Source organism: Vibrio sp. 1731 (genome assembly GCF_033339955.1).
Taxonomy (GTDB): domain Bacteria; phylum Pseudomonadota; class Gammaproteobacteria; order Enterobacterales; family Vibrionaceae; genus Vibrio; species Vibrio alginolyticus.
The window spans coordinates 70,135-94,587 of the sequence record NZ_JAWOVO010000011.1; the positions used below are offsets into that span (position 1 = coordinate 70,135).

General features: G+C 42.5%; 23 protein-coding genes and 1 other RNA gene. 11 read left to right on the forward strand and 13 right to left on the reverse strand.

The window, feature by feature from the left end; all coding sequences use genetic code 11:
* Positions 1–55 precede the first annotated feature (55 nt).
* From R7035_RS14375 to R7035_RS14390, 4 genes are all read right to left on the reverse strand, one after another.
* On the reverse strand, positions 56–1,423 hold the full coding sequence (locus R7035_RS14375; RefSeq protein WP_318146169.1) for a Na+/H+ antiporter NhaC family protein: 1,368 nt from the start codon (positions 1,421–1,423) through the stop codon (positions 56–58).
* A 180-nt stretch (positions 1,424–1,603) separates the two neighbouring features.
* Entirely contained in the window at positions 1,604–2,191 is a 588-nt protein-coding gene (locus R7035_RS14380; protein ID WP_165935381.1) for a DedA family protein, read from the reverse strand.
* 204 nt (positions 2,192–2,395) lie between these two features.
* The gene (locus tag R7035_RS14385) at positions 2,396–3,931 is read right to left on the reverse strand and encodes a bifunctional GNAT family N-acetyltransferase/carbon-nitrogen hydrolase family protein (RefSeq protein ID WP_005381670.1); all 1,536 of its coding nucleotides are present in this window, start codon (positions 3,929–3,931) and stop codon (positions 2,396–2,398) included.
* A 120-nt stretch (positions 3,932–4,051) separates the two neighbouring features.
* Complete coding sequence (locus R7035_RS14390; RefSeq protein WP_262651976.1) at positions 4,052–4,933, reverse strand: LysR family transcriptional regulator; 882 nt, start codon at positions 4,931–4,933, stop codon at positions 4,052–4,054.
* A 398-nt stretch (positions 4,934–5,331) separates the two neighbouring features.
* Here R7035_RS14390 and R7035_RS14395 point away from each other — a divergent pair, with 398 nt between their 5' ends.
* Positions 5,332–5,895 (forward strand): porin family protein, encoded by a 564-nt coding sequence (locus tag R7035_RS14395; RefSeq protein WP_005381668.1) that lies wholly within the window; start codon positions 5,332–5,334, stop codon positions 5,893–5,895.
* A gap of 684 nt (positions 5,896–6,579) precedes the next feature.
* On the opposite strand, the gene R7035_RS14400 is transcribed toward R7035_RS14395, so the two are convergent.
* The 3 genes from R7035_RS14400 to smpB all read right to left on the reverse strand — a co-directional run bounded on the left by R7035_RS14400 (position 6,580) and on the right by smpB (position 8,512).
* Positions 6,580–7,065, reverse strand: a complete 486-nt coding sequence (locus R7035_RS14400; protein ID WP_053302978.1) for a DUF6795 domain-containing protein — start codon at positions 7,063–7,065, stop codon at positions 6,580–6,582.
* Between the two features lie 527 nt (positions 7,066–7,592).
* Positions 7,593–7,960: a transfer-messenger RNA gene (gene ssrA / locus R7035_RS14405) on the reverse strand.
* Positions 7,961–8,026: 66 nt separating this feature from the next.
* Positions 8,027–8,512 (reverse strand): SsrA-binding protein SmpB, encoded by a 486-nt coding sequence (smpB, locus tag R7035_RS14410; protein WP_005381642.1) that lies wholly within the window; start codon positions 8,510–8,512, stop codon positions 8,027–8,029.
* Between the two features lie 119 nt (positions 8,513–8,631).
* Between smpB and R7035_RS14415 the strand changes: the two genes are divergently transcribed.
* Together R7035_RS14415 and R7035_RS14420 are read left to right on the forward strand one after the other, a co-directional pair.
* Positions 8,632–9,075 (forward strand): SRPBCC family protein, encoded by a 444-nt coding sequence (locus tag R7035_RS14415; RefSeq protein WP_005381641.1) that lies wholly within the window; start codon positions 8,632–8,634, stop codon positions 9,073–9,075.
* Complete coding sequence (locus R7035_RS14420; protein ID WP_262651975.1) at positions 9,065–9,424, forward strand: RnfH family protein; 360 nt, start codon at positions 9,065–9,067, stop codon at positions 9,422–9,424. Before R7035_RS14415 ends, R7035_RS14420 begins: the two co-directional genes overlap by 11 nt.
* A 101-nt stretch (positions 9,425–9,525) precedes the next feature.
* Here R7035_RS14420 and bamE read toward each other — a convergent pair whose 3' ends face one another.
* From bamE to nadK, 5 genes are all read right to left on the reverse strand, one after another.
* Complete coding sequence (bamE, locus tag R7035_RS14425) at positions 9,526–9,885, reverse strand: outer membrane protein assembly factor BamE (protein WP_017820585.1); 360 nt, start codon at positions 9,883–9,885, stop codon at positions 9,526–9,528.
* A 242-nt stretch (positions 9,886–10,127) separates the two neighbouring features.
* Positions 10,128–10,610 (reverse strand): GNAT family N-acetyltransferase, encoded by a 483-nt coding sequence (locus R7035_RS14430; protein WP_005381636.1) that lies wholly within the window; start codon positions 10,608–10,610, stop codon positions 10,128–10,130.
* A gap of 21 nt (positions 10,611–10,631) precedes the next feature.
* Positions 10,632–12,296, reverse strand: a complete 1,665-nt coding sequence (gene recN / locus R7035_RS14435; protein WP_005383750.1) for a DNA repair protein RecN — start codon at positions 12,294–12,296, stop codon at positions 10,632–10,634.
* Between the two features lie 165 nt (positions 12,297–12,461).
* A complete protein-coding gene (locus R7035_RS14440) occupies positions 12,462–13,643 on the reverse strand; it encodes a DUF3103 domain-containing protein (RefSeq protein WP_017820586.1) in 1,182 nt (393 codons plus the stop codon).
* 265 nt (positions 13,644–13,908) lie between these two features.
* The gene (nadK, locus tag R7035_RS14445) at positions 13,909–14,793 is read right to left on the reverse strand and encodes an NAD(+) kinase (RefSeq protein ID WP_318146170.1); all 885 of its coding nucleotides are present in this window, start codon (positions 14,791–14,793) and stop codon (positions 13,909–13,911) included.
* A gap of 146 nt (positions 14,794–14,939) precedes the next feature.
* Here nadK and grpE point away from each other — a divergent pair, with 146 nt between their 5' ends.
* The 4 genes from grpE (at position 14,940) to dnaJ (ending at position 20,842) form a co-directional block, all read left to right on the forward strand.
* The gene (gene grpE, locus R7035_RS14450) at positions 14,940–15,536 is read left to right on the forward strand and encodes a nucleotide exchange factor GrpE (RefSeq protein ID WP_021034134.1); all 597 of its coding nucleotides are present in this window, start codon (positions 14,940–14,942) and stop codon (positions 15,534–15,536) included.
* A gap of 417 nt (positions 15,537–15,953) precedes the next feature.
* Complete coding sequence (locus R7035_RS14455) at positions 15,954–17,228, forward strand: dicarboxylate/amino acid:cation symporter (RefSeq protein WP_005381625.1); 1,275 nt, start codon at positions 15,954–15,956, stop codon at positions 17,226–17,228.
* A 347-nt stretch (positions 17,229–17,575) separates the two neighbouring features.
* Complete coding sequence (gene dnaK / locus R7035_RS14460; protein ID WP_005381623.1) at positions 17,576–19,489, forward strand: molecular chaperone DnaK; 1,914 nt, start codon at positions 17,576–17,578, stop codon at positions 19,487–19,489.
* A gap of 204 nt (positions 19,490–19,693) precedes the next feature.
* Positions 19,694–20,842 (forward strand): molecular chaperone DnaJ, encoded by a 1,149-nt coding sequence (dnaJ, locus tag R7035_RS14465; protein WP_005381620.1) that lies wholly within the window; start codon positions 19,694–19,696, stop codon positions 20,840–20,842.
* A 69-nt stretch (positions 20,843–20,911) separates the two neighbouring features.
* Here dnaJ and R7035_RS14470 read toward each other — a convergent pair whose 3' ends face one another.
* Positions 20,912–21,343, reverse strand: coding sequence for a type IV pilin protein (locus tag R7035_RS14470; protein WP_017820588.1), 432 nt, complete (start codon positions 21,341–21,343; stop codon positions 20,912–20,914).
* A 103-nt stretch (positions 21,344–21,446) separates the two neighbouring features.
* On the opposite strand from R7035_RS14470, the gene R7035_RS14475 reads away from it, so the two are divergent.
* From R7035_RS14475 to R7035_RS14490, 4 genes are read left to right on the forward strand one after another with little or no spacing between them, the layout of a single operon-like run.
* Positions 21,447–21,956, forward strand: coding sequence for a GspH/FimT family pseudopilin (locus tag R7035_RS14475; protein ID WP_064369022.1), 510 nt, complete (start codon positions 21,447–21,449; stop codon positions 21,954–21,956).
* On the forward strand, positions 21,937–22,554 hold the full coding sequence (locus R7035_RS14480; protein WP_005383755.1) for a PilW family protein: 618 nt from the start codon (positions 21,937–21,939) through the stop codon (positions 22,552–22,554). Before R7035_RS14475 ends, R7035_RS14480 begins: the two co-directional genes overlap by 20 nt.
* Positions 22,551–23,861 carry a hypothetical protein gene (locus tag R7035_RS14485; RefSeq protein ID WP_064369023.1) on the forward strand — a complete coding sequence of 437 codons (1,311 nt, stop codon included), beginning with the start codon at positions 22,551–22,553 and terminating at the stop codon, positions 23,859–23,861. Before R7035_RS14480 ends, R7035_RS14485 begins: the two co-directional genes overlap by 4 nt.
* Positions 23,851–24,261, forward strand: coding sequence for a prepilin-type N-terminal cleavage/methylation domain-containing protein (locus R7035_RS14490; protein WP_031780848.1), 411 nt, complete (start codon positions 23,851–23,853; stop codon positions 24,259–24,261). The genes R7035_RS14485 and R7035_RS14490 overlap by 11 nt, the downstream gene beginning before the upstream one ends.
* The last annotated feature ends 192 nt before the right edge of the window (positions 24,262–24,453 follow it).

Below are 24,453 nucleotides of genomic sequence, written 5' to 3' on the forward strand. Positions count from 1 at the left end.
AAAAAGAAGAAAGGAAAGTAAAAAGGCTCCATCGGAGCCTTTTCGGTATTTGTCGTTAGTTCTCAGTTTGCGCTACAGGTTGACGAGCGGGATGTTTGATAAACACCGCGACAATAGCCGCTATCGCTAATGCAAAACAGTAGTAAGAATTGGCAACTACTTCAAGTGGCGAGAGGTTGAACACGGAACCTAGCAGCAGTACTTGAGCACCGTAAGGCAACACGCCTTGCACCACGCATGAGAAAATGTCTAACAAGCTTGCTGAGCGGCGAGGAGAGACATTATTCTCTTCCGCCAGTTGGCGAGCAACGCTGCCCGATACAATGATGGCTACGGTGTTGTTTGCCGTACAGCCATTGACCATTGAAACCAAACCTGCAATACCTAGCTCGCTTGCACGACTGTTCGCATGCTTAGAGTGGCTAGAGCCAAACGCGTGGATAAGGCTACTAACGAAATTTGTTAGAAAAGCAAGACCACCTTGGCGACGCATTAGTTCACTCAAACCACCAATCAGCATGGATAACAAGAAGATCTCTTGCATGTTACCAAAGCCTTTGTAAGCGTCTTGGGCTAGATTAGTCAGTCCGTAATTGTCAATCGATGCCAAGCTCACGCCGCCAGCCAAAAGAATGCCAATCGACAGAACCACAAACACATTTACACCAGATACCGCTAGGATCAAAATAGTGATGTACGGCAAGACTTTTAGCCACTCAATATCGCCAGTTGCAGGCAATTGAGTCGCGGTACTGTTGAAAGCGAACACTGCAATCGCGATCAACGCCGCAGGTAAAGCAATACGAATGTTCTCTTTAAACTTGTCTTTCATCTCACAACCTTGAGAGCGTGTCGCCGCGATGGTGGTGTCAGAGATGATAGAAAGGTTATCACCAAACATAGCGCCGCTCAGCACAACGCCTGCGGTTAACGGTAAGCTCATTCCTGCTGATTCAGCAATACCCAACGCTACGGGGGCAACGGCTGCGATGGTACCCATCGAAGTCCCCATTGCTGTTGCGATAAAAGCAGAAATCAGAAAAATGCCCGGTAAAATCATGCTGGTTGGAATAGCGGATAAACCAAGGTTCACTGTTGCATCAACACCGCCAGAGGCTTTTGCTACCGCAGCAAAGGCACCTGCAAGCAGATAGATCATACACATTGCGATGATGTCTGGGTGGCCAACACCACGCATGAAGTGTTCGATTGAGCGGTTAAGTTTCTCTTTACTTAAAAGAAACGCAATGATGATGGCTGGTAATACCGCGATGGGTGCAGGCAGCTGGTAGAAGGCAAATTCCACGCCTTGCAAAGATAAGTAAGTGCCTACGCCAATAAATAGCGCAAGGAATACAATTAATGGGATCAGTGCGACCGCAGACGGTGCAACTGTTTTAGTAGTTTGTTGGGAACCGGACATGTAAACGACAATGTTAATGATAAGAGAGAAGAGCAGACTAATATCACATTTCTACATTGTCAACGTCTAGACGTCTAAATGGCTGTTTAAATTTTACACGTAAAGAAAAAGATAAAAGCTCGTGTTGCGTATCTCACTGATACCACGAGCTTTAGTTATGCGCTAATGAAGAGACTGTTGTTATTGCATTGATTTGGCTTTTTTGCGTTTAACAATACCTAAAACCATCCACGTAAATAAGACAGCAGCAAATGCCCATACCAGATATTTGTATTCGGTGTACAGGTTGCTCAACACGCTTAAATGCTCAAATGCAAAGTGAGTTAACAAGCTGAATACCAATACCCAAACCGTCGCCGCGAGGGCGTTACCGAGCAAAAACTCTCTACGTGGCATTTTCGCGATACCGCATGCAAGAGGCATAAATTGCTTCATTCCTTCAATAAAGCGGCTGACGACCAAGCAAGTAGGGCCGTATTTCTGGATAGTCAATTGAAGCGTTTGCATCTTCGGGCCGGAAATGTAGCCTTTTTTATCCAACCAGCCTTCAAAGTAATAGCCGATTAGGTAACCACAGGTATTACCCAAAAAGCAGCTCAGCCACGATACCATCATTACCATACTTAGGTTCATGACTTGTTCTGACGAGAGCAAAGATGCCGTGATCATCAGTGATTGACCAGGCATCGGGATACCTATCCCTTCTAGAAATATACTGACAATCAGCGCAACGTAGCCGTATTGCTCAAGCAAAGGCTTCATTGACACGAGAAGTTCGTTAATATGTTCCAAAAGCTTTCCCCTAATAAAAGCGGAACGAAGTTGGAGTGATACTCCGAATGTCCTATTGGGTCAATTCTTGTTTCTCACCGTTGAGAAAAACTGACATGCCTCTGATAATTGCGCAGAATCAACCTGCAGCTGGCTTTACTCGCCGCCACGCTCTTTGGTAGCGGCGAACTAGGGAGATCCTTATGACTCTTTGGCTTTGGTGAATGCACCATACAAATCAAGGCGGCGATGACGTAAGTTGGTGACAGAGCCTTCGGTATTAAGCTGTTTCAACTTAGTCAAATCAACATCAGCGAAGATTATCATTTCGGTGTTGGCGCTTGCTTCTGTCAAGGTCGCATCGTGTGGAAAATAGATATCCGACGGTGAAAATACGGCAGATTGTGCGTACTGGATATCGACATTATCAACACGAGGTAAGTTGCCGACACTGCCCCCAATTGCAACGTAGCATTCGTTTTCGATGGCTCGTGATTGGGAACAGATTCGTACTCGTTGGTAGCCATTTTTTGTGTCTGTCCAGAAAGGAACGAACACAATTTGTGCGCCTTGCTCGGCGAGCATTCTTCCCAACTCTGGGAACTCGCTGTCATAACAAATCAGTATGCCGACTTTGCCTGCATCGGTTTCGAACACTTGAACATTGTCACCACCGTCGATCACCCAGTCTTTTTGCTCATGGGGCGTGATGTGGATCTTATATTGAGCGTTTATTTCACCATCTCGTTGCAGCAAGTAGGCCACATTATACAACTTGCCATCCTCGATGACGGGCATACTGCCTGCAATAATGTTGATGTTGTAGGTGACGGCCATCTGCGAGAAGCGGTTTTTGATCTCTTCTGTAAAGCTAGCCAAAAAGCGAATTGCTTCGACGGAATTTTGGTCGTTTTGCAATCCCATCAGCGGCGCGTTAAAGAATTCAGGGAATAGGGCGAAATCGGCTTTGTAGTTCGCAAGAGAAGAGATGAAGAACTCAGCCTGATCGAGCAAGTCCTCTAAGTCATTCATAGCACGCATTTGCCATTGCACAACACCAATCCGAATCAGCGTTTTTTCTACATCGTGTACGGATTGAATATCCTCTTCGTAGAAGAAGTTATCCCACTCCAGTAGAGTTGCGTAGCCTTTAGAAGCACTATCCTCTGGCAAGTAACCACGCATAATACGCTTTACATCGAAGTCATTTGCAAGCTGAAAAGACAAAATAGGATCGTGAAGCTCACGGCGTTTTATCTTGTCGATGTATTCAGCCACGCTCAGTTCGTCAGCATATTTGTGGTAATTCGGGATGCGACCACCGGCTAAAATTGCTTTGAAATTCTTACTCCGGCAAAGTTCTTTACGCGCATCATACAGACGGCGACCTAAACGCAGCCCACGGTAGTCCGGGTGAACAAATACATCGAGACCATACATGGCGTCACCGGTCACTTGGTTTTGGATGACGTTGTTCTCGGTGATGATGTCGGTGTACAGGTGAGGAAGTGAAAATCGGTTGTAGTCCACTTTGATTGTTAGCGCTGCGCCGACAATTTTTCCGTTATCCTCAATACAGATTTGTCCATCAGGAAACTGATGAATAAGATCCATGATGGTCAGGCGTGGCCATGAGCCACCAACATCAGGAAAAACAAGGTCCATTAATTCCGCGAGCTCTGGGTAATCGGTCGGCTCAATGGTGCGTAAAGAGAGTCTTGGCGTGTTGCTGTCCATATCCTACTATCCATTTATCCTTTTTAAATAGTATGGATGAGAATGCCATAAATTTGAGCAGACAGATACCGAAGTCTTTGAGTTGTTTTGGTTTACCTAAACGAGTTTAAAGAAACAACATTAACTTAGCTTGCTCTTCAGCCATTCGTGAAATGCCACTACTTTTTTAGCTGAAAGTCGATAATTTGGAATCATCACGTAATAACCATAACCGCTCTGTAAAGAGAGGTTGAGAACATGCTGAATGTCCCCTCTTAAAATCGAATTCTGCGCCATAAAATCAGGAAGCAAGGCGAGCCCTTTTCCCATTCTGACAGCTTCGCAAGCTAGGTAAAAATGTTCGACGCCTACAGGTTGATAGGTAACGGGAGATTCTACAGTGTAGACAGTTTTAAATTGCTCCCATAGCTGAGGGCGAGTGATTTGAGGTATAAACGGATAATTACTAACAGCGTGCACACTCTCAATTGCAGGAGCATTTGTGCAACCGACTAATAACAATGTTTCTTCGCACAGTAAGTGGCTGTATTCATAATGTGTGGATAATGGAAGGCAGCGAATATGTAAGTCACTTTCGTTGCTCGAATCTTTGACGTTCCCATCCCCGGTACAGACTCTTACTCGGATGTTAGGATGTTGCTGGTGGAAGTCATCAATATTAGGTATCAACCAAAGGCTGGCAAAAGAAGGGGTTACGTCCACGGTGAGTAATTCTTGCTTTGAATCTGACTGGATTAAGTTGGCAGTTGCATGCTGAATAAGCTCCAAAGCTTCTGTGACTTGCGGCAGATAACGCTTGCCTTCTTCGGTTAACTCAATACCACTCGCCCTTCTTTGTATTAAAGGTAAACCCACCAATTGCTCCAGCGATGCGATTTGTTTGCTTACTGCGCTTTGCGTAATACATAGGGCATCCGCTGCTTTAGAGAAACTGAGGTAATTAGAGACCGCGACAAACGTCCTTAATGCTCGAATAGAAGGGTATTCACTGCCTTTTAACATACTTCAGTTCCATTAAACTCTGCTTAGGCAAAGAGTAGAGTATTCACGGCTTGAAGCAAAGTAAGATGCAACGTATGTGTGATTAGCTTCCTTTCTTATAAAAACTAGCTAAGCGTTTTTTGACTGATTAATCTACAAGAGTATTTTAGATGTTTATTTAATTTCTTTGAAAAATCTACAAATTAACAAGAATCTTTTTCACATCATCGATTAACCTCAATTTAGTATTGTTTATATAAAGTAAACAGACAGATCGTTTTTTCTGTTTTTGTTCGGCGTTCTTTAGAGGATTGTCAGTATTCTATAAAATTAAATATATTTTTCATTAATTTAAAGTTGGCATTGCATTTGCTCTTTACTATTCGAACCTTCAATGGAACTTATATTAGGAGAACGAAATGAAAAGCAATGTTGTTACTTTGATTAGCCTTTTTTCTTTAGCAACGTTTAGTACTTTATCACATGCTGCGGACTCCAACGATCATGGTGTATATGTTGGCGCCAACTACGGTTACTTAAAAGTTGATGGACAAGATGACTTTGATGATGACAGCGATGTTATTCAAGGTTTAGTTGGTTACCGTTTTAATCCTTACTTAGCGTTGGAAGGTGGTTACATTGATTTCGGTAGCTATGGTAATAACCTAGCAAATGCCGAAACGGACGGCTATACAGCGGCTCTAAAAGTTACCGCTCCCATTGCTGATCGTGTCGACCTTTACGCAAAAGGCGGTCAAATGTGGTACTCGACGGATTACAACGTTGCGGGCTTCCAAGGCAACAAAGATGATGAAGGTGTATTCGCTGGTGCCGGTGTGGGTTTTAAAGTTACTGATAACTTCTTAGTTAACGCAGAATATATGTGGTACGACGTAGAACTCAATGCGGAGAATGTCGCGAACGGTGCAAACACGGAAACAGACTTTAACCAAGCATCACTAGGTGTAGAGTATCGCTTCTAATATAGTTAGCCGTGCTGGACTCAATAAAAGTGCGAAGCAAAATAGCTTCGCACTTTTATTATTTATCATTCAAATAATTTAAGACCGATGAAGCGTATATATAAAACGATGGCTAATTTATTTTATTGTTACTCCAGGGTATTTAATACGTTACTAGCATGACTGTCTAGCCTTTTTACTAACCTTGAAAAACAAAGCTTTATTGCTCTACAAGTAATATTAGATAGGTTAATTTCCGCATTGCCTGACATTACATTTATGTGGCCTATAATACCGCGTACGTGTTCGTTACGTTCATTTTTTAGCTCTGAAATTAGCTAATTGAACCCAAGTAGCAAGGCCTACGGTCGCATCTGTTGTATTATATGACCCAGACCTGAAATTCTTAGTAAAGTCAAAGTTGAAGAGACTATTTTACTTACCCAACCATCAGTCATCCGAGCGTTATATCTATTGTTGAAGTCAAGAAATACGTTGCGTTCTAGATAAGTTTAAGGCTTAGATTGTAGTGCCGATCACTCATTACTTGTAGCGTTATTGACATAACCCGGAACAGATTTTTTTTCTAGTCCATGAGCGTGGAAGTCGATACCAGAACCTCCTTCTAACCGATACTCAATGCCCCCGTGAATGAATGGCCAAAGAGGAGACATAGGAACTGGAGTTGCATCATGAGTGCATTATTTAATTTCCATACAAGTCAGAGTCTATATAACCAAATAAGTTACATTGGCTGTTCACGTAGTAGTCATCGTTTTCTTCATCATCAATTGAAAAAGCAAAGTACTTAAGAGGGTTCTCAGTGTCACAAGCAAGGTTAGCCATGTTATTTTTTACGTAATCCTCTATTTTATAACCATCAAAGCTTCCTTCCCAAATAATAGTACTTTCATCATTGCTGAGTTCTGCGACTAAAACAATAGTTACATAGCGATCAATGAGAGGAGTGCTTATGACGTCTTTATTTTCATAGACTGGAGAAAACTCAAAGCGACCAGTACTGTCTGTGAATGTTGATAAGTCTATTGATTTCCCTGACATGCTTAAACCAATACTAAGGCTAACCTTTAGGCTACTAAGTGGTTTTCCTTTCTTTGTTAACACACCATTGATTTGCGGTGTGTATTGATTAACGTGTTCGTCATTCAATTTACTTTCTTCAAAATTCATTACAATGCTCACTAATATGACTGTAATAATTCCAGCAACTTAATTTTTCACAACAATATTTTCATTTTGAAATTTAAAAATCTATATATGTTGTGTTTCTGTTCAATATCTAAGGTTAACTTTGTGATTAGAATTACATTATTTTTTGTAACTACTGTTTGTAGTCATTACATCTATAGAGTTGTAATGAAACAAGCGAGTAGGGACTAACAATGAATACATCAATCAATTCATCGAGGGAGATGAGTATAGACTTTAGACTTAGATCTAGTTATCTCTTAGAAAGGATAGGTAAGCAGAAGACTTTTAAGTTGCAGGGCTTTTAGTACCATGCTTTCTGCCTTTTTGATTAGTACTTATGAACTTCTTGTTTACTGATTAATACTCAACGAGTTTGTAAACCTACATGGGCCAAAGGTATGCGGTAATCCATGTAGTAAGATTTCAGAAAGCATGAATGTTTGAAAAAAGAGACTATTTTAGTTGATACAAAAAAGGCCACCCGAAGGTGGCCTTTTCCAAACGTTTGGTGGAGCTGGCGGGAGTTGAACCCGCGTCCGAAAACCGTTCATCATTGGTACTACATGCTTAGTCGATCTTTAATTTCGCCATCCACCTGCGAACCGACACGCTAATGAATGACTAGCCTGAATTAAAATTCGCCGTTCATCTCTCAGGCGGGAGAATCCGGGCTAGCGCGTTTGGGTTTGATCCCTCGTTATTCCCCGTCTTACGTGCGGAAGCTAGGGCGAGAGAGCTCTTAGCAGGTTATTAAGCTGCTAGTGCGTAGTTTTCGTCGTTTGCGACTATTTTTTTGCGGTTTGTTAACGAGGCCTACCGCACCTCGGCATGCACCTCAGACTTCTGAATTCCCGTCGAATCCTAAATCAGCCCCAGGTAATATTCGCATAGTAACAGAAAAGCATTGGCTGTCCAGTACTATGCGTTTAAGTGGTCAAGATTAACGCAGCGCGCTCTTCATTACGCGTGCTTTTTCTCTTGCCCAGTCTTTTTCTTTTAGATCCGTACGTTTATCGTGCAGCTTTTTACCTTTTGCTACGCCAATTTTTAGTTTCACCCAAGAGCGAGACCAGTACAGTGAGAGGGCCGTTAATGTCATACCTTCACGGTTTACACGTCCGAATAGGTTATCCAGCTCACGACGACTCATTAGTAGTTTACGCACACGTGTAGGGTTCGCCACAACGTGTGTCGATGCCTGATTTAAAGGAGTGATTGTCATGCCACTCACAAAGGCTTCACCGTCACGCATAAATACGTAACTTTCAGAAATATTGGCTTTACCTTGGCGAAGGGCTTTCACTTCCCAACCTTGGAGCTCCAAGCCAGCTTCGATTTCATCATCGATGAAATACTCGTGGCGAGCTTTTTTATTCAGCGCGATAGTATTGCTACCCGCTTTTTGTTTCGTTTTTTTCTTTGCCATAATAGCGTCATTATACGGGTTGGATATCGGATAGGAAATCCTTTTATTTGCGCAATCGTGGAATAAAAGTAAAATTGGCGAGTAGCTTTAAATCTGTACATGTATCGATAGGAGTATGTATGAAGCAAGTCAGCCGTTCTGCGCTTGTGTCTTTTAGCGCCGAACAGATGTTCAATCTGGTTAATGATGTTGCTAAATACCCTGAATTTCTGCCTGGTTGCTCGGGCTCTAGAATCATTGAGTCTTCGGGGAATGGTATGGTGGCTTCTGTCGATGTGGCGAAGGCTGGAATCAGCAAAACGTTTACGACTTCAAATGAGTTGATCCCCGGTCAGGCAATTATGATGAACTTGGTGGATGGCCCGTTTAAGACGTTGCGTGGTGGTTGGATTTTTACCGCGCTAGATGAACAAGCTTGCAAGGTTGAACTAAAGCTTGAGTTTGAATTCTCAAGTAAAATGATTGAGATGGCCTTCGGTAAGATTTTTAACGAGCTTACTAGTAATATGGTAAATGCATTTACTAAACGCGCAAAACAGGTCTACGAGTGTTATGAGTATTGAGTCAGATATGATTCACGTTGAGGTTGTCTATGCTCTTCCTCATGAACAGCGTGTATTTAACTTAGTGGTAAATAATCACGCAACGGTAGAAGAGATCATTCGACAATCCGGTGTATTGGAGTTGTACCCTGAAATTGATTTGTACAAGAACAAAGTGGGTGTGTTTAGTCGTAACGTGAAGTTAGATGCGACCGTTCGAGATCGAGATCGAATAGAGATTTATCGTCCGTTACTCGCCGATCCGAAAGAGATTCGCCGTAAACGGGCGGAGCAGGCTAAAGTCGAGGGGAGTGCAGACCCAGTCACCGGTGGCAAGCCTAGTTCTGTACGTAAAAATAAGCAGGATTAATATAAACCCAATAGCTCATGTGAGTTACTCAAAGTTTGACTAACGTGATTTCTATATAATAAAAAACCTCCCAAACGGGAGGTTTTTTTGCAAAAGTCAGTTTACTGAATTTGCTCGTAAAATGCGTCACTTTTTGGAAAGTCACCACTGATGTCTGCGAGTGTGCCTTGGTCATTAAAGTTTACAATCAGATCTTTCTGTACTGGTTCGCCATGGCCAGGAGTATGATGATAGATGTAATACCAAGTGTTTGGATAGCCGTTTTCAATAAGCATTGGCGACCCTAATACGAAGCGAACCTGTGCTTTAGTCATCCCAAACTTTAATTTATCAACCGCACTTTGTTCTACATAGTTGCCTTGGTTGATATCAATACGATAAACCAGTCTTTCCAATACCGAACATCCTGTCAGCAATGTCATTGCTAATGGTACGGCAACTAACCACTTCTTTAATTGCATAATAATTTCTTAGTAACCTTTAAAATACTGCGCTGATAATAAACAAGCTCGACGCAGATGTAAAAAGCTATGCGTCGTATGGTAGACAATCTGACAACGAATTTTGAGTTGAGTTGCATTTATTCACCGATATTAGGCGGTAAATGTCACCACATGACGTATTAGTTAGGTGACGAAGAGCAAATTTCAATCGGAAGTAGGGTGATGGACGCTTTCAGCGGTGAGCAAAGCCTAGTGACTCGTTAGTCGGTTTTGGCGAATTCGCGTAATGCATCACCTGAAAAACGATAATACTCTTTTTCATGAATTAGTGTTGCACCAATTGAGCGGTAAAACTGACCTGCGGTAGGGTTACTACTTTCAGCTGTCCAGTCCAACCTTTGGCATCCACACTTGATCGCCAAAGATGCCAGATACTTCATTAACTTGAGACCAACCCCTTTTCCTCGAACCTTCGAAGATACGAACAGATCTTTTAAGTACATCTGCCCTGAGAGTTTTGGGGCAGGGAACATGACGGTATAAGATGCAAAGCCTACGACGTCATCATTATCGTAAACCGCAATGATATTAACACCAGAATGTTCAGAGAAGACTTGGCTCTTTAGATAATGGACCAGATCGTGTTTTGATGAAGCTTTTTCTTTGAAGTAGTAATGTTCTAACTCAATAAAAATAGGGATGAGATCTAAGCAGTTGGTTTTGTGTATTGCTCTGATATCCATATCTCATCCCTTGTCGATTTATTAAGCGGCGATAAGCAGTTCTTTTGCGTTTGCCAACGTTGAGTCGGTTATTTGACTACCACCAAGTAAGCGAGCTAATTCTGCCACACGTTGTTGTTCATCTAATGCGTGCATTTGGGTTTCGGTTTGGCCTGCTTTGGTTTGCTTAGCAACAAACATTTGTTGATGGCCGCATCCGGCAACTTGAGGGAGGTGAGTGACACACAATACTTGAGTAGATTCGCCAAGCTTGCGTAGCATTTTGCCCACTACGGCAGCTGTTGGGCCACTAATACCTACGTCCACTTCATCGAAGATTAAACTTGGTGTATCTACTTTCTGAGCGGTGATCACTTGGATAGCTAGAGAGATACGTGATAGCTCACCGCCTGACGCAACTTTTGCTATAGGTTGCAATGGTTGTCCCGGGTTGGTCGATACTAAGAAGCACACGCTGTCCATGCCAAGCGGCGATGGGTGCGTGTTGTCATTGCTAACTTCGATACTGAATACTGCTTTCTCCATGCTCAATTCGTGCATGCTTTGTGTGATCAGTTTGTTCAGTTCTTTTGCGTAACGGCTGCGTGATTTGTGCAGTTTTTCTGCTTGTGTTAGAAAGCTTTGGTACTTGTGTTCTACTTCTTGAGCAAGTTCATCTAAACGTTCATCGGAGCAATCTAACGCTTCTACTTGGGCCAGAAGATCTTGATGATGCTGGTAGAGTTCTTCTGGCATTACGTGGTGTTTACGAGCTACAGACATCACTTTAGAAAAACGTTCTTCTACATAAGCCATACGAGCTGGATCAACATCGATGCCATCTAAGTAGCTGCGTAATTCATTCTTCGTTTCTTCAAGTTGAATCATCGCTTCTGACAGCATGTTAGGTAGCTCAGATAGCTTTTCATCTAATTCGGCTAATTGAATTAGGGAGTGATTGGCCGATTGCAAAATACCAAGCGCATTGACTTCTTCACCTTCGTAAATAAGTTCGATGGCTTGCTGACAGGTAGTGGCGAGTTCACCACTGTTGGATAGTCGTTTATGCTCTTGCTCGAGCTCTGCAAATTCTTCTTCACCTAGCGATAACTCATTCAGTTCTTTGATTTGGTATTCAAGCAACTGTTTTTGCGCCTGGTTTTGCTGGCTATTTTCTTTTAGCTGCTTGAGGTTATTATCCGCCTGACGCCAATGCTGGTAAGCACTTCGTGTGCTTTTTAGTAGGTTTAAATGCCCAGCATATTGGTCGAGCATGGCCATTTGGTGCTCACTTTTCATCAATTGATGATGAGCGTGCTGCCCATGGATATTGATAAGTAGCTGCCCTAGAGATTTGAGTTGTGATAGTGGAACAGGGCTGCCATTAATGAAGGCTCTTGAGCGGCCTTCTTTTGTGATAATACGACGCAAAATACACTCACTGCCATCTAGCAGATCGTTATCTTCTAACCAACGTGTTGCATGTAAGTTGTTGTCCAATAAAAAAGCGGCGCTAACTTCGGTTTTCTCTTCACCTTGTCGCACCATGCCGGCATCGGCTCGTCCGCCTAAGCAGAGCCCTAAAGCATCGATAGCAATGGATTTACCCGCGCCTGTTTCACCTGTAATGGTGGTCATGCCCTTAGAAAGCTCGAGTTGTAAAGACTTAACAATCGCAAAATTATTAACACTTAGATGAGCCAGCATTTTATTTACCTGTATAACTGAACAATACTGTATAAGAGAACAGTATATACTGTTTCTTTATACAGTAAAGTCAGGTAAGGAAAATTTTCTTTGTAGGCTGTTTTTTGTGATGAAGTGGGAAAAATGAGCCGATGTGATTACAACGACTCATTAAAATTGAACAGGTTACGGACGAGTTGGGTTAATCGTTAGTGGTTCTAGTGTGACGACTGCATTCACACCTGCACCTGGGTGATCTACGTATGAAGTATCTTGCATTAGAGTGTAGTAAACGTCGACGAAGTCATCATCATTCGTGAGTACACCATCGGGGATAGTGTCGATGATCTTGTTCGTGATTTGCGGAATAATCGCGTAAGCCTGAACTTCTGGATCTGGAATCGCTTTCAATACTTCTTCGGCAACTTGAACAAGGAGTTTTGCCAATTGTTTATAGTCTGTGCCGTCATCTTGCTCCATGAGCACAATGTCTGCCGCACCCCAGCGGTAACGAGACCAGTGAATAATGATCTGATTCGGATAGTAATCTTGGTTATCGTAGTCTAAGTATGGAAGCTCCACCAAATCGAGAGTAGGTTCATCACGACTTGGATTGACGCCCGTTACGATAGCGTAGATTTCTGCCTTGCCAGAGATCCAAGGTTCTTTGTCATCGGCTAGACGGATCTTTTTCAACTGCGTGGTTTGAATTGGAGCCGCTTCGCTATTTGACAATAGCGGTGTATTTTGGCGTTGTTCATCAGCAATATATGGTTGAACTAAAGCTGGTTGACCGAGTTTTTTCATCTCAGCTTGCATAGCTTGCAAGCCTGCTTTTAGCTCTGCAGAGCTATTGTTATCAACGACAAGCACAGGTACCTCAGGGAGCTGGTAAACATCGAGTTGATGGATGTTGCCATAAACATCAAATGCTTCGATGTATTGCCAATTCTCATCATCACCACTTGGTTCAAATGCAAATAATGGCTCGACCTCGCCACTTTGCCATGCTGTTATCATGGCTTCATTTGCCAAGCGAACTTCTAACAACTGATCTGAGTATTCAGAAATACCTTTCCAGCTACGAATTTGAGTGTCAGCTTGTACAAGCTGGCGGCTGAACTCTGAGTTAGGGTTTTGCTTAACAAATGCTGATACAGAAACGTTAGTCTGTTGCGGAGTAATATCTCTTCTCAGCATGGGTTCAATGGCAGCATAATTCTCACTCAATTGTTGAGCTAGGGCCCGTTTCGTCTTAGTGATATCTTCCGCTTTTGCGTTGGACACACTGTTGACTTGCGTTTCCTCTGATTGGCAGCCAATAAGTGCTAATGTACTGAGAACAGACAGAATGATGGTTTTCTTCATAATATGTCCTTTATTGATTGTATGAAATAGAGTTAATACTCTATTCATGGTGAGAATATCACCGGACATAGATCATTGAATTTGCTTTTCTATCTTTTGTGTAAAGTTTGCCCACAGGATCAAAATTTATAAGCTTCTCTTTAATGATGACAAATATCGTGTCGCCTCACTACTTTGTGTCTATTTCTTGTCTAAGAAAGCCAAAAGCCAGTAGCAATTGAGCTGCTGGCTTTTTTATTGAAGTTATTACCCTGAGTAACAAGTGTTAGAACAATTTACTAGACCAGCCAAGCTTATTCCGTAAGACGTGATAGTAGCTGTAGTCTTTTGGATGGATGAGCTTTAGTACATTTGGACTTTGATAGATGTGAATTTCGTCGCCAGGGGTAACTGGAAGTGAGACTTGTCCATCACAGCTAACTTCTTGTGTTCCACGGTTTTCTGGTGATATCACCAATTTAATTCGACGTTTTCCATCAACCACCAAAGGTCGACTCGACAATGTATGAGGGAACATTGGCACGAGTGAAATGGCATTCAAGCTAGGAGAAAGAATTGGGCCGCCGCCAGAAAGTGAATATGCCGTCGAGCCAGTCGGAGTGGAGACAATCAAACCGTCGGCCCGTAAAGAGAAGGCGAAGCTTTCATCAATATACACTTCAAATTCAATCATATGAGCAATTTGCCCTGGGTGAAGTACGGCTTCGTTTAGCGCAGCGTTATGGCTCTTTATTTGTCCGTGGCGGTGTACTTCCGCCTCTAAAAGAAAACGCTCCTCTTCAATATACTCACCGTCGAGTACCGCTTGCAGAGACGCTTGGAAGTCGTCTGGGTTCAAGTCAGTTAAGAAGCCCAAATTTCCGCGGTTCACGCCTATAACTGGTACATCAAATCGGGATAAAATTCTTGCTGCACCTAGCATGTTGCCATCGCCACCAACCACAATGGCTAGATCGGCATTTTTTCCTAGTTCAACTAAGCTAGCAAACTGACTCTGTGGGATATCATCCAGTATTGCGGCAAGGCGATCGTCAATGAATACTTTATAGCCCTCAGAGGTCAACCATTGGTACAACTCTTTATGAGTTTGAATTGCTTGTTGATCTCTTGGTTTTCCGATAATCGCGATCACGTTACATGGATTTTTCATAGCATTTCCGCATTAAAGAGGCTTGAATCAGGAATCTTCATCCCCATAATAATGGCAAGTCACCTAAATATGCGAATTTTTATGTGGTTAAAGCCCGCAAAAACGCGCATGGCTTTAAGGGCATTATGTTGAATTCTGGAGATATCATGAGCAACGAAGAAAACAAAGTTACAGAAGAAGAGCTTGATCAAATCATCGAAGAGGCTGAAAAAGTAGAAGCTGAAGCACAAGAAGTTGAAGCTGAGCTTGAAGAGCTTGGTGATGAGACAGACGCTAAGATTGCTCAACTAGAAGCGGCACTATTGTCTAGCGAGGCAAAAGTAAAAGAGCAACAAGATGCGGTGTTGCGTTCTAAAGCTGAAGTAGAAAACATGCGTCGTCGCACTGAGCAAGAGATCGATAAAGCACGTAAGTTTGCGTTGAACAAGTTTGCAGAAGAGCTGCTTCCTGTTATTGATAACCTAGAGCGTGCAATTCAAGCGGCAGATACAGAGAATGAAACTGTGAAGCCGTTCCTAGAAGGCGTTGAACTAACACATAAAACGTTTGTAGACGTTGTCGCGAAATTTGGCTTGAAAGCAATCAACCCTGAAGGTGAAGCATTCAATCCAGAGTTCCATCAAGCGATGTCGATTCAGGAGAGCCCTGATCATGAATCAAACACTGTTATGTTTGTTATGCAAAAAGGTTACGAACTAAACGGTCGTGTGATTCGTCCGGCAATGGTAATGGTTGCTAAGTAACTTTAACTCCCTGTTTTTTAAATATAAAAGCGCCCATCATTTTTGATGGGCGCTTTTTTGTTTTAAACATAAATGACTGCATCGAACTTCGTTGTATATCGATAAATGAAAATTTGATCCCCTTCATATTTTTTCCTATTGGTTAATTATTTTCCTATAGGAGATTTTCTCTCATCTCGCTGCGTGTTTATTAACGGAAAGGGCTATAAGTGATTGTAATCATTCGCTGTGTGAATGTTTGTTCTGCATGGGAATGTAAATATAGTCATTTTTTCTAAAACAATTTCGTTAACAAAAATGTAAATTATCACTTTATTTTGTAACTTCGGTGTGTATGATTTGCGACTAATGCTTTAAAAGTAAGCATATATAACTACAAAAATGTAAATAGTAAACACAACATATCGGAGATTTATAATGGATAAATCGCTTTCTAGTAAGATTTTTATAGGCTTGTTTGCCGGCCTTGTGCTGGGGACAGCAATTCAGTACTTATTTAGCGGTATTGCGATTTTTGATACATACCTACTTGGAGCAGCAGAAGGTGTTGGCGGCATGTTCGTCTCACTGATCAAATTGCTTGTTGTTCCTTTAGTTTACGTTTCAATCGTATGCGGCATTGTTGACTTGAAAGATATCAGTGCATTTGGTCGTCTTGGTGGAAAAACTTTTACCCTTTACATTCTTAACACCATCATTGCGATTACGGCGGCTTTGACTGTCGGCTTGATCTTCCAGCCAGGAGCGGGCGCTAATCTAGCAGGAACGGTATCTGAGGCTGTACAGCTGACAACGACAGAGACGCCGGACATTTTCTCTTTAGTTGTTAACATTGTTCCTAGCAATCCTGTACAAGCGTTTGCTAGCGGCGACATGCTGCAAATCATCTTTATGGCAATTTTGACGGGGCTTGCAATTCAAGCTTTGGATTCTCGTGGTGGCCCAGCTATTCGCACATTCAAAATGGCAAATGAAATCATGATGAAATTGGTTGGATTAGTGATGAGTCTTGCACCATATGGTGTGTTCGCACTAATGATTCAACTAGGTGCAACGCTAAACGCCAACACATTAATGTCCGTTGCCGGTTACGTGGCTTTGGTGGTTGCGATGTTGGTGTTCTGGATCTTCTTCTTCTACCCAATGGCAGTGAGTATTGCGACAGGAACTTCTCCAAAGACTTTCCTACGTGCAACTCGTGAGCAGATTCTTTTCTCTCTATCTACCGCAAGCTCAAACGCGACTATCCCGGTAACGATGCGCACACTGACAGAAAAGCTTCAGGTCTCTAAATCGGTTGCTGGCTTCGGTGTACCACTGGGCGCAACGATGAATATGTCTGGTGTGTCTATCTATATTGCTCTAGCAACGATGTTTGTTGCGAACGCTTTTGGCCAGCCAATTAACACCGCAGACATCTTCACACTTGGCTTAACTATTCTTCTGTTATCTATTGGTGCTGGCGGCGTTCCTGGGGGCGGCGTGGTAATGGTAGGTGTTTTGCTTCACCAGCTAGGCTTACCACCTGAAGGTTTGGCAATCATTGCAGCGGTCGACCGTATTAATGATATGTTCTGTACATCATCTAACGTTGTCGGCGACACGGCAGTGAACACCATTGTTGCAAAAACAGAAGGTGAGATAGGTAAAGAAGAGGGTGTTGATGCTGAGCCTGCTCAAGCGAACGCCTAATACCTTGAATAATTTATTTTAACCCTAATATTGAAGCGAGCTCTTATGAGCTCGTTTTTTATTTAGGAAGAGTCGGGCATAAATAAATTTATCTGGGAAATGACGTTTTGTTGCGCTACAGCAGTGTGACGAGTTCCCAACTAATCAGAAAGAAACACATAAATTTCGAAAAAAGACGCTTTTTTTTAATTCTGCCCTTGAAAAGCATTTTGCCGCCCTTATCTATGTGGCATAGAGAAGCAAACATTGATTATTTTTGTTTGTGAGCAAGGGTTGAAACCCGATTCTCCTCCCCCCACATTGGGGTTATAACCAAACGAAAATAGAATTTATTCGGAGATAGCCAGATGGGTAAAATCATTGGTATTGACTTAGGTACTACTAACTCATGTGTTGCTGTATTAGACGGCGACAAACCACGTGTAATTGAAAACGCAGAGGGCGAACGTACTACTGCATCGGTTATTGCTTACACTGACGGTGAGACGCTAGTAGGTCAACCAGCGAAACGTCAAGCAGTAACTAACCCAGAAAACACGCTATTTGCAATTAAGCGTCTAATCGGTCGTCGTTTTGAAGACGAAGAAGTTCAGCGTGACATCGAAATCATGCCTTACAAAATCGTTAAGGCTGACAACGGTGATGCTTGGGTAGAAGCGAAAGGCCAAAAAATGGCAGCTCCTCAGGTTTCTGCTGAAGTTCTTAAGAAAATGAAGAAAACTGCTGAAGACTTCCTTGGTGAGGAAGTAACTGGCGCAGTTATCACAGTACCTGCTTACTTTAACGATGCTCAGCGTCAAGCGACAAAAGATGCTGGCCGTATCGCAGGTCTAGAAGTTAAACGTATCATCAACGAACCAACAGCAGCTGCGCTAGCTTACGGTCTTGATAAGAAAGGCGGCGATCGCACTATCGCGGTATACGACCTTGGTGGTGGTACATTCGATATTTCAATCATCGAAATCGATGAAGTTGAAGGCGAGAAAACATTCGAAGTTCTAGCAACTAACGGTGATACTCACCTAGGTGGTGAAGACTTTGATAACCGTCTAATCAACTACTTGGTTGATGAGTTCAACAAAGAGCAAGGCATCAACCTTAAAAACGACCCACTAGCAATGCAGCGTGTTAAAGAAGCAGCAGAGAAAGCGAAAATCGAGCTTTCTTCTACTTCTCAAACAGACGTAAACCTACCTTACGTTACTGCAGATGCAACTGGTCCTAAGCACATGAACATTAAAGTGACTCGTGCAAAACTAGAATCTCTAGTTGAAGACCTAGTACAACGCTCTCTTGAACCATTAAAAGTAGCTCTAGCTGACGCTGACCTATCAGTAAACGACATCACTGACGTAATCCTAGTTGGTGGTCAGACTCGTATGCCAATGGTTCAAGCGAAAGTTGCTGAGTTCTTTGGTAAAGAAGCGCGCCGTGACGTAAACCCTGACGAAGCAGTAGCAATGGGTGCTGCAGTTCAAGGTGGTGTACTTGCTGGTGACGTTAAAGACGTACTACTACTAGACGTAACTCCACTGTCTCTAGGTATCGAGACAATGGGTGGCGTGATGACTAAGTTAGTTGAGAAGAACACAACTATCCCAACTAAAGCGAACCAAGTTTTCTCTACAGCGGAAGACAACCAGAGCGCGGTAACTATCCACGTTCTACAAGGTGAGCGTAAGCAAGCGATGTACAACAAGTCTCTAGGCCAATTTAACCTAGAAGGCATCCAGCCTGCACCACGTGGTATGCCACAAATCGAGGTTACGTTTGACCTTGATGCGGACGGTATCCTACACGTATCTGCGAAAGACAAGCAGACTGGTAAAGAGCAGAAGATCACTATCCAAGCTTCTGGCGGTCTAAGCGATGAAGACATCGAGAAAATGGTTCAAGAAGCAGAAGCTAACAAAGAAGCGGACAAGAAGTTCGAAGAGCTAGCAACTGCACGTAACCAAGCTGACCAAATGATTCACGGTACTCGTAAGCAAGTAGAAGAAGCTGGTGAAGCGCTACCTGCAGAAGAGAAAGAGAAGATTGAAGCAGCAATTTCTGAGCTAGAAACAGCACGTAAAGGCGAAGACAAAGAAGCTATCGATGCTAAAGTTCAAGCACTAATGACTGCTTCTCAAAAGCTGATGGAAATCGCTCAACAACAAGCTCAAGCGCAGCAAGCACAAGGTGCTGACGCAGGTGCACAGTCTAAAGAAGACGACGTTGTAGATGCTGAGTTCGAAGAAGTTAAAGACGACAAGAAATAATATTTCTTAACCAGATGGCTGCATAGCCATCTGGGGTCGATAAGACTTCGTGTGCGGGCGTTTGGGGCAACTCTTACGCCCGTCTGTTTGTAAACGCTGTCTTTCTAGTTAAGTATGTTGCAGACAAGTGCACTTACCTAGAACGATACAAACACCAAGCGGTGAATCGATGCCGTTTGTAGTAATTAACTGGTGACGAAGAACATGTCAAAACGTGATTTTTACGAAGTATTAGGCGTAAGCCGTGATGCCTCAGAGCGCGATATCAAAAAGGCGTATAAGCGTCTAGCGATGAAATTCCACCCAGACCGAAACCAGGGTGATGATTCTGCGGCGGACAAGTTTAAAGAAGTAAAAGAAGCGTACGAAGTTCTGACCGACCCTCAAAAGAAAGCGGCGTACGACCAATACGGTCATGCAGCTTTTGAACAAGGCGGCGGTGGTTTCGGTGGCGGCGGCTTTGGCGGCGGCGGTGCTGATTTCGGCGACATCTTTGGCGATGTATTCGGTGACATCTTTGGTGGTGGTCGTCGTGGCGGTGGTGGCCACCGTGCCCAGCGAGGTGCTGACCTACGTTACAACATGGAATTGACGCTAGAAGAAGCGGTTCGTGGTGTAACGAAAGAGATCGAAGTACCGACACTAGTACACTGTGATACCTGTGATGGTAGTGGCGCGAAGAAAGGTTCATCTGCTGAAACATGTGGTACCTGTCATGGTCATGGTCAAGTACAGATGCGCCAGGGCTTCTTCGCAGTGCAACAAACCTGTCCTACCTGTCACGGCAAAGGTAAAATCATTAAAGACCCTTGTAATGAGTGTCATGGTCAAGGTCGTAAGCAGAAAACAAAAACACTTAACGTTAAGATCCCAGCAGGTGTTGATACTGGCGACCGTATTCGTCTATCTGGCGAAGGTGAAGCGGGAGAAATGGGAGCACCAGCGGGTGACTTGTATGTACAAGTGCACGTGAAAGAGCACCATATCTTCGAGCGTGATGGCAACAACCTATACTGTGAAGTGCCAGTAAGCTTTGCGATGGCAGCTCTAGGTGGTGAAGTTGAAGTACCAACCCTAGATGGTCGCGTAAGCCTAAAAGTGCCTTCAGAAACGCAAACAGGTCGTATGTTCCGTATGCGTGGTAAAGGTGTGAAAGGCGTTCGCGGTGGCGGTGTTGGTGATCTTATTGTTAAGTTGGTTGTTGAAACACCAGTAAACCTAAGCTCACGCCAAAAAGAACTGCTCAAAGAGTTTGAAGAGTCTTGTGGTGGTGAAGCGGCGACAAAGCACAAGCCTAAATCAGAAGGCTTTTTCAACGGTGTGAAAAAGTTCTTTGATGATTTAACCAGCTAAGACGTTAGTGAAAAGCACAAATACAAAGGCCTGCTAAAATGCAGGCCTTTTTGCATCTCGGTGTTCTTCCTAATTCCAGCAATCACTTGGTTCTTCGACATTTGTTGACGTTAAAGTAATCGTTTTAGAACCAGTCAAGCACTCGTCGTCGTCTTGTCCCAGAGCCGATTTTGCTGTTGCTGTAATGGTATAGGCCGTACTTGCAGAGCTCGCAATATCGAAAGAAAATCTATTTGTGTCTGAGTCACATAGAGTGCATGTGCCTCCAGAGAGAATATGACTCCAGTCGTACCCACCATCATAAGATGTCTCTAGCTCTAGCTGAATTCGACTAAGATCGCTCAAGGCAACCGTCCTATGAGACTTGATTACATGATTAGTGTAAGAGGGGTATGCGACTGCAGCAATGATCCCGACAATCACTACAGCTACCAGTAATTCGATCAATGTCATCCCTCTCAATCCTTTTTTGTAGCCGTTACAACGAGAAATTCGAATCATCACGAGTAGTTTCCTTTTCACTTTTCCGCCTATTTTGGGCAGGTGATAGCATCTGTGCAAGATGAATTACGGCCCTTTTGCCGTTTACATAGGAATTTGGGAAATGCCTCGCGGGTTTACGTTGTTGGAGCTTCTTATTACTGTTGCTGTACTGAGTATTATATTGGCGTTTGCAGCTCCAAGCTTTAGCCGTGTTTCACAAACTGTGCAAATGCAGCGATTAGCAACTGAATTAGCTGGTTTTCTAAGCCAAAGTAAGTCCGAGGCGGTAATGAGAAATCAAAAGTTATATATTCATTTCTCTATGGCTAAAAACGTCGTTGTCAGTCAAGGTGCATGGTCTCTACAGTTAACTAACTCATCTAGCGGCTCAGGGGGAGTAATCTTAAACCTTTCCGGCTCCGCATACTCTGAATTATCTTTGAAGCACAGTTACGATAATCAAAAAATAAGCTTCGATGAGGTCCGTGGACGGCCCCAAGGAGGAAATATAGAGTTTTTCCCAACCAATGCTCAAAACATAAAACTACAAGCAAAGATCTCAAACCCTCCTGGGAGGATTAAGATTTGTAGTAACTCTGGAACTAAGTTATATGATTACCGTCAGTGCTAACAAACGCTATCAAATAGGTAGCTCTTTAATTGAATTAATGATTAGTTCTTTAATTGGGTTAATTGTTCTTAGTGTAGTGGGCTCTATATTCTTGAGTTTACAAAAAACAGCAAAAGAAAAAAGCTTAGAGCTAAATTTATTGCAAAGTCTTAATATCACTTTATCTGTTATGAAAGAAGATATTCAAAGGGCTGGTTATGATGGTGGTCATGGTATGTCTCTTAAATTATCCGGAGCCTTGGAAACAATTACAATCAGTGGTGCATCTTCTATTGGTTTTGTTTATTTTAGAGATGACTCTCCGCTAAATAAAAACTATAGAAATATTAAGTATGAGAAGCGAGATAGCAAACTTGTAATCTGTGAAAATGGCGTAGTATCCCAAGCCAAAATACTGTCTTTTGATGGTGTGGATTTTTGTCGTTCTTTATTTGATGAAGATATTTTTCAAGTGACGAGTTTTACAGTAAATTCTGATGTCGTAACGAATGGCACAAATATTAGCGCTGTAACGGATGTTACTTTGGCTTTACAAACTGTAGATGGCGTAATTAATCAAGTTGCAGAATTTTCAATTAAGCAAAGGAATTGGCAATGAGATCTAAATTTGGATGTTCTGGGTACACGACGTTGTTAGTAACATCCATACTATTATTGTTTGCTTTGATTACATCTCTCGCATCATCAAAGGGAGTATTTTTTCAATTAAAAGTGGCTCAGAATGAACTAAAAGCTCGACAAGAACATTGGAAGGCTGAAGGAGGACTGGAATGTGCTTTTGCACAAATAAAGGAGAAGATGTTAGTTCTTCCTCCTTCCGGAACAATTACTTTACTAGGCTGTACAGTATCTACTACGATAAAAAAGCTCAGCGATTATGAATATTTGGTTACATCTAAAGAGGGAAATACAAATTTAAGTAAAGTGATAATTTCGACAGGGAACGGCCTTGGTGCTGTACTAAAAACGAGTGCGTCGGTAGAGCTTACTGGCTCAATGCACTTTGTCCCTAAAGCAAAAGGTTTGTCGTCTGACAGTGAGTGTACATCTATTATTGCTGGTGGAACCGTGAGTTATGTAGCAAGTGTAAGTGGTTCTGATGAGCACTTTCTGACGGTGGACAGTTCAGTCAGTAGTCATGCTACTGGGATTTTAGGGGCTCCTAGCTTTACTTGTAAGAATTCGCACAAATCCAATTTATTTGAAGAAACCAAACGTCCAACCTACCTAGCTACTACTAGCACTTCGAATAAAAATGAAGATATCAAAGAAAATGTTGCAAATATTTCGGTTTTCAAAGACTTATTCACTATGGATTTCAACGCAGTTAACGTAGCAAAACTCAAAAACGAGATTAAAGCGGATCCTGTTGGCGTTGTAATTGCTAGCGGTAAGACACCTAAAGGTTGGGTTAAGTCATGCCATACTAAGTTAGCTAATGCTTACGCTGCTGGAAAACGAAGGTTTTGGGTCGATGGCAGTTGCGCAATATCAGGAAATATTTTTGGTTCTACTACTCAGCCTGTAGATAATGCTATTCAGCTTATTATTTATGATGGTGTTCTCTACAGTCAAAGTATGAGTTATTTTGATGGACTTCTTTACCAATACCTTTCAAAGCCAACTGTGTTGGATGTTAAAGAAATATGGATTGATCTTTTTGATTCAAAAAATGATATAGGTGTAACCCCTACTTCTTTTCACAAGCATGATATTAATAATGACTTTAATAAATATGCTTTTTTGCTAGATGGTTCATTGAAGCTTGATGGCGGGATAGGGTTAGATGCAGAAGATAGAACTATAAAATTAAATGGATCTTTGATACCTGCCTACAATGGTGGAAAGAGCGGCAAGTACATTGAGAAACTAAAGTGGCAGCGAGGCTCCTGGAATGATCTCTAAACAAAAAGGTTTTAACCTTCTTGAAGTTCTAATTTCTTTTCTGCTTATCGGTGTTGGGGCTCTAGGTTTAACTAAGCTAAACGTGTATCTAGAACGCGAATCCGAATATGCCATAAAAAGTATTGAAGCACTGCGTCTAACAGAGAACCAGCTTGAATGGTTCCGAACGCGTGGTGCTTCGGATGCGCTTTCTACGATTTCTACTGCCAGTTTTGCCTCTATCGTGACAGGATCTTCCGCCACTGGAGCGTACACGGTGGAGTGGGATGTGCCACCTGCTACTGTATCAGGTTCACTAAAGACGATCATCATCACAACAAGTTGGGAAGATAGAATGGGGCAGACGCAATCCGTTCAGCTTAAAACGATGATCTCACAATACAGTGAATTCGAAAACTAAGTTCAATTGCATACATGGGCTGGGACAAATGCGGGTGTAATTCCTGTTTAATACCGGATTTGTCACGGTTAATAAATAGTTTTTGAACTGTTAATTGAGTTGATGTGCTACTGTTTTTATTATGTTTAATTGAAGTGGTGTTTTTGCAAAATATGTCTCCAATTATGAAAAAAAATCTAGAACCTTGTGCTT